We start from the raw sequence: 11754 nt of genomic DNA on the forward strand, positions 1-11754 counted from the left end.
AACCTCCACTGGTAGCGTGCCGCGCCTCGCGGTATCGCCCGCTCCCCTTTCGTCATCGTTTCCGATACGGGGACTCGCCGCCCCCTACTCAAGGACGCTGCGCGTTATGCATATGGCGATGCACGGTCATTAGCAAATGGAGTTAACAATGACGCAAAACAGCACCGTGCTGTCCGGCATCCCGCTGGATCAATTTATGGACCGTCTTGAGGTCGAGCATCAAGAACACGGCGCCGACTTTTTACTGGGCCAGTTGCGCGCACAGCCGCTGAAGGCGATCTCGCTGGAATCGATCACCCGTCTGCACGTTTTGTGGGTTAACGCCGGTGACGCTGAAGCAGCCAGAGCGGTGCTTACCGACGACGGCCAAGCTTTGATCGAGGTTACGCCTGACGATGCGCGCAACGAACTCAAATTCAACCTGCTGCTCTACCAACTGCGACTAGGCAACTATTTGAAAGACGAGCAGGGCCTGCTGCAGGCGTTGGACAGCCTGCAGCAACTGAGCAAGGAACCGCTGCCGTTCGACATCGAGCGCTACTGGCGCCACCACATCTTCGAAGATCTGCAGCACACAACGCTCGATGTGGCGCTCCGGGCCATCGGAGTGAGCCACACCCTGTCACTGATCAACCCCTGCCGTCACACTTTGCGGGCTTGGGACGATGCCGATCAATACCGGCGCCGGGCTAGGGTACTGGCCGCCCATGACCGTAACGAAGAGGCGCGTGAAACCGCGCTATCGGCAGTTGCCGCTTTGCGCACAGCCAAAGAAGATCAGGATGTCGACGTTAACGACTGGCTGTGGCTGGGCGATTCGCTGATCGAAATCGTGCCGTTGCGCCTGGCGATGTTTGAGCAACCTGTGATGCGACTGATCGCAGAGTTGGCACTGCCCCAACGTCGGGAATATGAAGTGCGGCTGGCGCGTTTGGCCGCCCGGTCACTGCACGCCCAAGGCGATCTGGCAGGGGCGTTGAAAATCTGTGAAGTAGCGACGCTGAGCTTAGGGGCCGACGGCGGTGACAACTTCGTTGATTTCCATTTGCCTTGGCTGCTTGAGGACCGCCAGATCGAAGAGGCCGGGCAACGTGCGTTCGTGGAAATTTATGAAATGCGCGACGAAATGTGGCCGGGCACGGCTGCTTGGGTACAGGATCGCCTGCTCGATGCCGAGGATGCATCCGCATGGTGGCCGTTGTGCGTGATGCGTGCCTGTGACGATCAAGCGGTGCTGGAGCGGTTCATTTCCGGCCTGCCGTCGCGTGACGAGTCGATGCCGACCTTGGGGCCGCTGCTTGATGCCATGCATGCCAAAGGCCACGAGCTTGGTCAGCTCGACGACGTCTTCACCGAGGCCCTTGCTGAAGCCAGGCGTCGCTCGCCAAACCACCCGTGGATCAATCGCCTGTTGGCGGTGCGGGAACGCATTGCCGGTCGAATCGACGCCAACACTGAACTTGCCATGCTCCGCGAGGCAGTCTCCGCCGGCAATATGCAGGACAACCGCAGCGCCTTCAGCCTGCTTAGCGCCCACGCGAGTGTGTTCGGCATTATCAATGCCCTGCGCCAGCCTTTACCTCCACTGGCCGGTGGTATGTACTACTACCGGTTTGCGGTCCACACCGAGGGTCTGGTCGAAACGCACGTCGAGCAACTCTCGAGCGATGAGGCAGACCAAGCCTGGGCGCTGCTGAGCCAAGTACAAAAGGCTGCCTACGAACACGGCCAGGCTCGAATGGAGCAATGTTTCTCCAGCGGCCGCGGGCACCGCTTCGATGCCTGTGCGCACCTGTACTCAATGCTGTGCAACAACTTGGCAAATAACTACCGGCGCTACAACGACCAACGCATGTATGAGCAGGCCATTGAGCTGCATTACCGAGGTATCGCCGCGAGCTCGTTCGCAGAACATTATCAGGGCATCCTCGAAAACCGAATTCTGATGGAGGACAACCAGGGCATCGCCGACGCTGCCGAACACCTTTGGCACTACGCAGCCGACTATGGCTACAGCCGCCACGACCCTGAAGAATACCTACTGGGTGTCACCCGTGCCCTGCACCGCCTGGACCGCAACCGTGAAATATTGATCTGGCTGGAGCGTATTCTCCAATGGCAGGAAGAGCGCGGCGTATGCGACCAAGATTTGGAGTACTCGGAGCTGTTCGTAAGGACGAAAATCGCCTTGTACTTGTCGTTCAGTCTGCCGGAGGCGGCCACCAGCTTGTGGCTGCGCTACGCACCGCACATTAACGAACGCGACGAGGCATCCCTCCTGGGCTGCGCCGGAGAAGTACTTGAAGGGCTTGGCCGCAAGGAAGAAGCTTTGGCGTATTACCAGCGCTCCATCCTGCAAAGTGACCCGAACAACGCGACCGACCAGCACAATATCGAAATTTTCCGCCAGAGCATCGCCGAGCTGGAGGCTGCTGGAAAACCGGACTGCAAGACCTGGTGGCAGATATGGCGGTGAAACCGCAAGCGCGACAATCCGGTTACGCCTCGCGCAACGCACTCAATGCTGATCAGCTCAAGCGCGGGATTGCTGAACGCAGCAAGGCCCGCGGTGATGCGCCAGAGGTGGGCAAATGGTTGCTCAATCATTATTACCGTCATCTGGTCGGCAATTTCGAACCTGCGCGGCGGATCCTGACCCTGGAGCAGGCTGCCGAAGCACTGGGCGCCGAGCCGCCCTCATGGGTGCCAAGGCATTTGAGCGACGCCGGCAAAAATTCGCAGCAGACACCCGCGCCGCTGGTTTGGGTCGATCCGCATCAAGCGCCACTGCTGGCTCAAGAGGCCTTGCTGGTGGAGTTCCTGACCTCTCGCCAGGGCACGGCGCTGGCCGGCAAGCTCGACCGCATCAACTGCCCGCAGGCGCTGGCGCTGTGGCAAAAAGAACATGCGCAAATGGCGGAGCGGGTCGAGCTAGGCTGGCGCAAGAGCAACCCCGAGGCATTGCTCGCCCGGGTGACCACCGCTGAGCACGTATTACAGGAGCTGCGCCCGGAGAGCCCCTCGCTGCGCGCGGAAATGGCCTTTGAAAGCTACGTGATGCGCCACTGCCTGGGCCAGTTCGCTGATCGTCGTGCCTTGACCGGCGGCTACGGCGAGCGCTATGCAGAAGCGCTGGAGCAGCGGCGCATGCGCGTGTTCAGTTTTCGCGACAGCCAGGGCCAGCCACACATCACCATCAGCCTGATCGTTCAGGCCGACGGCACCTTGACCGTCGAGCAGGTCAAGGGCAAGCAGAACCGGCCACCGGTCGAGCGTTATTACCAGGACTTGCTGCAGTGCCTGAATGCCCTCGGCACCGACCAGCAGACGCCCGCCGACTGCATTGCAATCGGCATCGTGCGCACCGAAGTCGGTTGGCAGCGAATCGAAACCGTCAGCGACCCGGCCGCTCAGAGTCGTCTGGTAGCTTGTTATCCGCAACTGTACGACTGCCTAGATGCGCCCTCGGCCATGGTCGAATGGCTGGTGGCCGGACGTCAGCCACAGCAGTTCCTGCAGACTGCCCCGCACGCGGCTTCGGTCAAGTACGCCACTCGCCACATATTCTGCGAACGCGTTGAGCGTTCGTCTGATGCCCCGCTGTACCTGACCGAAGATGTGCAGTGGCCTGATATGACCTCGCCGCTGGCCGGAGAAATCCAAGCATGGCAGGCTCGGGCAAGGTAAGGAGAACGGCATGTTTTTAAGTATCGCAGCGGTTGTTTCAGGCTGGTTGTTGTGGCGAACATTCAGGGCAAGGGGCGGCGCATCGTTGTTCAGCCCGCGCAAGCACTGGTCGCTGCTGTTAGCCAGGCCCATGGCTGACGCAATGGAAATCGAGGGCTTCTACTCGCCGGCATGCGATCCCTTCACCGAGCAAGCGCGGACGACCTTGCGCGCAGCGTTGCTCTACCAAGCCGGAATACGCAGCAATTTCAATGACGAGGCGGTGCGGAAGCACTTCAGTGCGACGCTCGAACAGCAATGGTACAGCCTCGACCTGCAGGCGCTGACGGCCGAAGATGAACCCCGTGCAGCCATGGCTTTTGCCTGCGCGCGGGTGGCGTTTCTGGTCCGCTGTGCATTGCTGATGCGCTGGCTCGAACCCGAACTTGCCTGGCGTGTCCTGCTGCTGAACGCACAGCGGGCGCAGGACTGTTTCGACAGTTGGGCAGATTTCGGTAGCGCCTATAAGCTGGGGCGCGAGCAGTGGGTTGCAACGTTTCGCGTCGATTCGCTGGGCGAAGCGTTCCACGAGCAGCATCTGCGCCAGTTGCTGGCAGCCGGCAGCGGTGCTTGGGCCGATATTCACTGGCAAACGCCTGCGGCGTTGAATCCAGTTTTGGCCGAGTAACGCCTGTGCTACGGCGAGGACTTTTCCTGATAGTCAAAACGGTGTCTTGGTCAGACCGTCCACCACCACGTCACTGCCCTCAAGCCGCATCCCGCTCCTGTTTCAGCGATTGCGCCACCAGGCTGCCGAAAGACGCCACCGGCGCCTGCAAGTTGCCGAGGAAACGTGGATACATCAGCCACAGGTCCATCACCGGTTTGAAATCCTTGAGCGGTATGACCGCCAGTGCATCGCGGTGAACGCTGCGCTCCAGCAGCGGACGCGGCACTAGACCCAGCCCCATGCCGTCGGCGACCAGGCCCAGTTGCAGCTCGGTGCCGAAGGTTTCCAGATTGACCTTCAGGCTCAGCCCCTGATCAGCCAGCGTACGTTGCAGCCCGGCACGGAAACCGCAGCCGTCGGGGTTGAGCACCCAGCCCTGCTCGTAGCAGTCAGCCAGTTTCACCGGCTTTTTTGGCAACGCGCTCTTGGCACACACCACCACCAGCTCCATTTTGCCGATGGACTCGCCGACGATGCCTTCAGGGAAGATCTTCCCGGCGGGAAAAAGCGCGGCGGCCGCGTCCAGTTCGCCGTTCTCGATTTTGCCGATCAGGTGGCTGCCCCAGCCGGTGATCACTTGCGCGCGCAGGTCGGGAAATTGCCCGCGCAGGTGCTTCAGCGCATCCAGCAGCACGACGTCGCCGATGGTTTGCGGCACGCCCAGCCTGAGCAAGCCGCTGGGCGGCGTGTCGCTGGCAACGAGTTCGCGCAATGAGTCCATTTCCCGCAGGATCCCCAGACACTTCTGATAGACCTGCGTGCCCATTGGCGTCGGCTTGAGCGGCTTGGTATTACGGTCGAACAACTCAACGCCCAGGGCCTGCTCAAAATTTTGCACTCGGCGCGTGATGGCCGGCTGGGTCAGGTCCAGGGATTCAGCGGCATGGCTGATCGACTGGCAGCGAATGACCGCTACGAATGCATCGATGTCATCAATTTTCATTCAGATCGCACATGGAATAAGGGGAACAAGATAGGCAAAAATCATAATGGCTATCGAAGGCTCTGGATAGCTTCACATCGATCTTCATCCTGCAAATCGGTTATCAATGCATTTTTGGTTATAACCTAATCATCAATAGTTAGCATATTAACTCACTGCATTATGCTTATATGAAGCTCTCTTCATTGCCCGGAGCCGACATGACTCACATCCGACACCCTGAACGACTCAGGGCTTTTATCGGCGCGTTGGCCGAACTGATCGATAGCAATCCGAGGGAAGGCGACCTGCTTTCACGGGGAGGCAAACTGCTGGGGCAATTGGTCCGTTATGACGACTGGCTGCCGGATGAGTTCGCCACTCCCGATCCGACACGCTATCAACAGTTTCTGTTGCACGCCGACTCACGGCAGCGTTTTTCGGTCGTCAGCTTTGTGTGGGGACCGGGCCAGAGCACGCCCATTCACGACCACCGCGTCTGGGGCTTGATCGGCATGCTGCGCGGCGCCGAGTATTCTCAGGGGTTCGCCCGCAGCGCCGATGGCCGCCTCGAGCAGGAAGGCCCGGCCATCCGCCTGGAGCCCGGCCATGTCGAGGCGTTGTCGCCGCGCAGCAACGACATTCATCAGGTCAGCAATGCTTTCGACGATCAGGTGTCGATCAGTATTCATGTCTACGGCGCCAACATCGGCGCCGTGAAGCGCGCTGTTTATCAGCCGGATGGCAGCGAAAAGCTGTTCATCTCCGGGTATTCCAATGCCTTTCTCCCGAACATCTGGGATCTGTCCAAAGAGAGCCAAGCCCAATGAGCCACCACACCCGTTCCTACGCCGACATCCGCCGCGCCCTGCTCGCCCATGAAGAAGTCGCGCTGGTTGACGTTCGTGAAGAAGACCCATTTGCCGAAGCTCATCCGCTGTTCGCCGCCAACATCCCGCTGTCGAAGCTGGAGCTGGAGGTGCTCGCGCGCATCCCTCGTCGCGACACCGCTGTGACGGTTTATGACAATGGCGAGGGTCTGGCCGAACGCGCCGTGAAGCGTTTTCAGGACCTGGGCTACAGCGACGTCAAGCTGCTTGAAGGCGGGCTGCAGGGCTGGCGCGACGCTGGCGGCGAGGTGTTCATCGACGTCAACGTACCGAGCAAGGCGTTCGGCGAACTGGTCGAGCACCATCGCCACACGCCATCGCTGGCCGCCGAGGAGGTCAAGCAGCTGCTCGACGCCAAGGCCGACGTGGTGGTGCTGGATGCGCGGCGGTTCGATGAATACCAGACCATGAGCATTCCCACTGGTGTCAGTGTGCCCGGCGCCGAACTGGTGCTGCGGGCGCGCGAGCTGGCGCCCGATCCCAACACCCGGATCATCGTCAATTGCGCGGGGCGTACGCGCAGCATCATCGGCACTCAGTCACTGGTGAATGCCGGCCTGCCCAACCCGGTTTCCGCCCTGCGCAATGGCACGATCGGCTGGCTGCTGGCCGGGCAGACGCTGGACCACGGGCAATCACGGCGCTTCCCGCCGGTCAGTGAAGCGACCCGGGAAGTTGCCCGGTCCGATGCGCGCCATGTGGCGGACAAAGCGCGAGTGAAACGCGCCAGCCGCGCGGACTTGCCGGTCTGGCAGGCAGAAACGACTCGCACGACGTACCTGTTCGATGTGCGCACTTCGGAGGAATTCGAAGCCGGCCATGTGCCCGGTGCCCGTTCGACGCCGGGCGGGCAGCTGGTGCAGGAGACTGACCATTACGCCAGCGTGCGCGGCGCGCGAATCGTATTACTGGATGACGACGGCGTGCGCGCGAACATGTCTGCTTCGTGGCTCACGCAGTTGGGCTGGGAGGTGCTTGTGGTGGACGACCTGGGTCCAGAGGATTTCAGCGAAAAAGGCGGCTGGAACGCGCCGAATCCGCCCGCGTCCCAGGTCGAGGAGATTAGCGCCGAAACGCTGCGCGAGTGGCGCGAAAACGGCGGCGTGGCAGTGCTGGATTTCACTGCCAGCGCCAACTACGTGAAGCAGCATATTCCGGGCGCCTGGTGGGTGCTGCGTGCCGAGCTGGCAAACGCGCTGCAAAACATCCCGCCTGCCGAGCGTTACGTGCTCACCTGTGGCAGCAGCAAACTCGCGCGCCTGGCGGTGTCGGAGGTCGAAGCCCTGACCGGCAAGCCGGTGTTTGTGCTGAAGGACGGCACCGCGAGTTGGGTGGCTGCCGGGTTCGAGCTTGAGCACGGTGAAAGCCATCTGGCCTCGCCGCGCATTGATCGCTATCGCCGGCCATACGAGGGCACCGATGCACCGCGCGAAGCGATGCAGGCCTATCTGGATTGGGAGTACGGATTGGTCGAGCAATTGGGCCGCGACGGGACCCACGGCTTCTACGTGATCTGAACCGCCTAGCCGCTGGCCCCCTTCGTTGAGCGGGCGACGCAAGCCCTGTGGGAGTGAGCTTGCTCACGAAGATGGCGTTTCAACCTATGAAGATCCAGTGAGTGTGCCCACCACTTACTGGGTAACCGCTCCTGGAAAAAACACATCGTTTTAAAAATGGTTATGCATTTATTTGATAATTAGAAAATACATAATCACACAAATACATAATTAGCATATAACCAAAAGATACTTCTATTTCATTTCTTATAGGCATATGGTCAATCCTGTTGCCGACCCCTTCTCCAGGCGGAGGCCGAGAATCCATTTCCACGCCTGGAGACACGCACCATGTCCGCCCCCTTCACTCCCCTGCTCCGCGCCCGAAACCTGCTCATCGGCGCGTTGCTCGCCCTGTCATTCGGCCCGATCGTCCAGGCCGCCGGGCCGCTTCAGCCGCTGCTCGTCGCCAACCAGAAATCTGCGCTCAAGGTGCTGCTGGAGGTCTCTGGCGAGTTGAAAGACGTACCGTACGAGATCAAGTTTTCCGAATTCCCCTCGGCATCGCCATTGGGCGAAGCCCTAAACGCGGGGGCCGTGGACGTCGGTGCACTGGGCGACGCGCCCTATGTCTTCGCGCTGGGCGCCGGCGCGGCGTTGAAGGTTATCAGCATCACCCACGTCGATGGCCGCTACACCACCGCGCTGATCGTGCGTAACGACTCGCCGATCAAGTCGGTGGCGGACCTCAAGGGCAAGCGCATCGTCACCGGGCGCGGCTCCATCGGCCACTACCTGGCCATTCGCGCGCTGAACGAAGCAGGGCTTAAGACCAGCGACGTGAATTTCGTCTACCTGTTGCCCAGTGAATCCCGGTTGATCCTCGACAACGGCGACGCCGACGCCTGGGCCACCTGGGCGCCCTACACCACCGTCGCCACGCAAAACGGCGCGCGCATTCTGCCCAATGGGCCGGATTTGCTGACCAACCATTCCTACCTGGCTGCGACCCGCTCAGCCATCGCCGACAAGCGCGTGCAGCTGGACGACTTCGTGGTGCGGCTCGACCGCGCCTATCGCTGGGCCAACGCCCACCCTGCCGAATACGCCGCCGCCCAGACCAAGGTGACCGGCCTGCCATTGGCCGTGCACCTGGCGGTCAATCAAGAGACGAAGATGGAACGCGTGAGCATCAATGACGGCGTCATCGAAGGCCTGCAGAACACCGCGGACATCTATCAGCGCGAAGGCATCCTCAACAAGCACGTCGACGTCTCCCGCGGCTTCGACCCGGGCTTCAACGCCATCCGCCTGGCCGCCGAGCAATCGGCCGAACATACAGCCAATCAAGCCACTGACCCAACCAATCCCCAAGCTGCGCGTTAAGCGCTCGAATCAGGAGCACAGATCATGAGCAAGCCTCGTCAACTCAAATTCGGTGCAATGGTCCACGGCGTGGGCCACGGCTGGGGCGAGTGGCGCCACCCGGACGCGCAGGCTGATGCCAGCACCAACTTCGACTGGTACAAGGGACAGGCCCGGTTGGCCGAGGCCGCGAAGTTCGATTTCGTGTTCATCGCTGACAGCCTGCACATTCACGAGAAATCCAGCCCGCATTACCTCAACCGGTTCGAGCCGCTGACCATTCTCTCGGCGCTGGCGGCGACGACATCGAAGATCGGGCTGGTGGCGACCGTGACCGTCAGCTACACCGAGCCCTTTCAAGTGGCACGGCAGATCTCTTCGCTGGACCACATCAGCGGCGGCCGGGCCGGCTGGAACGTCGTCACCTCATGGCTCAGCGGCACCGCCGAGAACTTCAGCAAGAGCGAACATCCGCCCCACGCCGTGCGCTATCGCATCGCCAGGGAACACGTGTCGGCGGTCAAAGGGCTGTGGGATTCCTGGGAGGACGACGCCTTCACCCACAACAAGCAAACCGGCGAGTTCTTTGACCGCAGCAAGCTGCACGCCTTGAACCACGCGGGCGACTTTTTCCAGGTCAAAGGTCCGCTGAACATCGCCCGCTCCCGCCAGGGCCAGCCGGTACTGTTTCAGGCGGGCACCTCGGAGGACGGGCGCAACTTCGCTGCGGAATATTCCGACGCGATTTTCGTCCACGCCGAGTCCCTGGAAGAAGCCCAAGCGTATTACGCCGATCTCAAGCGCCGCGCCGTCGGTTTCGGCCGCAACCCGGATGACCTGTCGATTTTGCCGGGCATTCGCCCGATCGTGGGTCGCAACGCAGACGAGGTTGAGCAGCGTTATCAGCAAGCCGTGCAACTGGTGAGCATCGAGGACGCCATCGGCGCGCTGGGCCGACCGTTCAACGACCACGACTTCAGCCAATACCCGCTGGATGCGCCGTTTCCAGACCTGGGCGATCTTGGCGCCAACAGCCAGAAAGGCGGATCCGACCGCATCAAACAGCAAGCCAGGGAGCAGAACCTCACCCTGCGCCAGGTCGCGCTGGATTTTTCCCGCCCTCGCCGCGAGTTTGTCGGCACACCTGAACAGGTCGCCGATCAGATTCAGCACTGGTTCGAGCACGGCGCCAGCGACGGTTTCATCATCAATTCGCTGCTGCCTGATGGGCTGAAATCCTTCACGGAGCTGGTCATTCCAGTCCTGCAGCAGCGTGGCCTGCAACGCACCGATTACAGTGGTTCGACCCTGCGCGAGCATTTCGGCCTGGCGTTTCCGGTTAATCGTCATACGGCCGTGCGGTTGTCCGCTGCGACGAAGGTCACGGACGCTGAACAATCGAAGGTCCCGGCATGAGCGCAGGATTGAATCGGCAGCCTGGCGCCCCTGTAGTCGCCGAGACCGAAGCGGCCTTCGCTGCGCGTTTGCAGGGGATAACCGAGCGGCTGACCGAGTCTGCGCAGCACTACGACCAGACGGCTGAATTCCCACACGAAAACTTCCGTTTGCTGCAAGAGCACGGTTTGCTTGGGCTGACGGTGGAAGGCGCGCTGGGGGGCGGCGATGCGGATCTCAAGCGGGCGCAACAGGTGATCAGCGCGGTGGCGAAAGGTGAGCCGTCCACCGCGCTGATTCTGGTGATGCAGTACATCCAGCACGCGCGCATTCGCGAGGTGAAAAACTGGCCGGAGCATCTCTACCGCCAGGTGGCGTTGGACGCAGTCAATAAGGGCGCGCTGATCAATGCCCTGCGGGTCGAGCCGGATCTGGGTTCACCCTCTCGCGGCGGGCTGCCGGCGACGATTGCGCGCAGGACGGCGCAAGGCTGGCGGATCAGCGGACGGAAAATTTATTCAACGGGCAGTCACGGGCTGACGTGGTTCAACGTGTGGGCGCGCAGCGATGACGCCGATCCGCGGGTCGGGGTCTGGCTGGTGCGCAAGGACAGCCCGGGCGTGCGCATCGTCGAGGACTGGGACCACCTGGGCATGCGCGCGACGTCCAGCCACGATGTGATTTTCGACGACGTGCTGGTGCCGCTGGACCATGCTGTCAACACCAGCCCGGCGAGTTCACCTCAGCCGGAGCTGGATGCGATGGGGTTGCTGTGGATGTCGGTGTTGTTGTCGTCGGTGTACGACGGCATTGCTCAGTCGGCGCGCGACTGGCTGGTCGGATTTCTGGAGCAGCGCACGCCGTCCAACCTGGGCGCCTCGCTGTCGACACTGCCGCGCTTTCAGGAAGTGCTCGGCCATATCGACACGCTGCTGTTCGCCAATCGCACGCTGCTGGAGTCAGCGACTCATGGGCTGACGTCGGCGGGCCATGCGTCCCAGATCAAATACCTGGTGACCAGCAACGCCATTCGCGCGGTAGAGCTGGCCATCGAAGCCACCGGCAACCCCGGCCTGTCCCGCAGCAACCCGCTGCAACGCCATTACCGCAACGTCGTCTGCGGCCGTGTGCACACACCGCAGAATGACGTGGTGTTACAGGGGGTGGGCAAAGCGGTGTTTGTCGCAAGGGCGGTCAGGCAGTGATGCACTGCAACGTCCTTCCCGGCTAAAGCCAGTCCTACGGGTGTACGCGGTGTTTAGTGGGACCGGCTTCAGCCGGGAAGGCGCC

At 61.5% G+C, this 11754-nt stretch carries 9 protein-coding genes; 8 read left to right on the top strand and 1 reads right to left on the bottom strand.

Features of this window, described 5'->3' with window-relative positions; translation table 11 throughout:
- Positions 1-148 precede the first annotated feature (148 nt).
- From FX982_RS00265 to FX982_RS00275, 3 genes are all read left to right on the top strand, one after another.
- Positions 149-2476, top strand: a complete 2328-nt coding sequence (locus tag FX982_RS00265) for a hypothetical protein (RefSeq protein WP_172609200.1) — start codon at positions 149-151, stop codon at positions 2474-2476.
- Positions 2467-3687 carry a hypothetical protein gene (locus tag FX982_RS00270; protein ID WP_172609201.1) on the top strand — a complete coding sequence of 407 codons (1221 nt, stop codon included), beginning with the start codon at positions 2467-2469 and terminating at the stop codon, positions 3685-3687. The genes FX982_RS00265 and FX982_RS00270 overlap by 10 nt, the downstream gene beginning before the upstream one ends.
- 85 nt (positions 3688-3772) lie before the next feature.
- Positions 3773-4354 carry a DUF1266 domain-containing protein gene (locus tag FX982_RS00275; RefSeq protein WP_254074864.1) on the top strand — a complete coding sequence of 194 codons (582 nt, stop codon included), beginning with the start codon at positions 3773-3775 and terminating at the stop codon, positions 4352-4354.
- Between the two features lie 79 nt (positions 4355-4433).
- Here the strand turns inward: FX982_RS00275 and FX982_RS00280 are convergent, their stop codons facing one another.
- The gene (locus FX982_RS00280; RefSeq protein WP_172609203.1) at positions 4434-5339 is read right to left on the bottom strand and encodes a LysR family transcriptional regulator; all 906 of its coding nucleotides are present in this window, start codon (positions 5337-5339) and stop codon (positions 4434-4436) included.
- A 200-nt stretch (positions 5340-5539) separates the two neighbouring features.
- On the opposite strand from FX982_RS00280, the gene FX982_RS00285 reads away from it, so the two are divergent.
- The 5 genes from FX982_RS00285 to FX982_RS00305 all read left to right on the top strand — a co-directional run bounded on the left by FX982_RS00285 (position 5540) and on the right by FX982_RS00305 (position 11669).
- Complete coding sequence (locus tag FX982_RS00285; RefSeq protein WP_172609204.1) at positions 5540-6148, top strand: cysteine dioxygenase; 609 nt, start codon at positions 5540-5542, stop codon at positions 6146-6148.
- Positions 6145-7725 carry a rhodanese-related sulfurtransferase gene (locus FX982_RS00290; RefSeq protein WP_172609205.1) on the top strand — a complete coding sequence of 527 codons (1581 nt, stop codon included), beginning with the start codon at positions 6145-6147 and terminating at the stop codon, positions 7723-7725. Before FX982_RS00285 ends, FX982_RS00290 begins: the two co-directional genes overlap by 4 nt.
- A gap of 330 nt (positions 7726-8055) precedes the next feature.
- Positions 8056-9090: an ABC transporter substrate-binding protein gene (locus tag FX982_RS00295; protein WP_172609206.1), complete on the top strand. Its 1035-nt coding sequence runs from the start codon at positions 8056-8058 to the stop codon at positions 9088-9090.
- A 24-nt stretch (positions 9091-9114) separates the two neighbouring features.
- Positions 9115-10485, top strand: a complete 1371-nt coding sequence (locus tag FX982_RS00300) for an LLM class flavin-dependent oxidoreductase (RefSeq protein WP_172609207.1) — start codon at positions 9115-9117, stop codon at positions 10483-10485.
- Positions 10482-11669: an acyl-CoA dehydrogenase family protein gene (locus FX982_RS00305; protein ID WP_172609208.1), complete on the top strand. Its 1188-nt coding sequence runs from the start codon at positions 10482-10484 to the stop codon at positions 11667-11669. Before FX982_RS00300 ends, FX982_RS00305 begins: the two co-directional genes overlap by 4 nt.
- The last annotated feature ends 85 nt before the right edge of the window (positions 11670-11754 follow it).

The organism is Pseudomonas graminis (genome assembly GCF_013201545.1).
Classification (GTDB): domain Bacteria; phylum Pseudomonadota; class Gammaproteobacteria; order Pseudomonadales; family Pseudomonadaceae; genus Aquipseudomonas.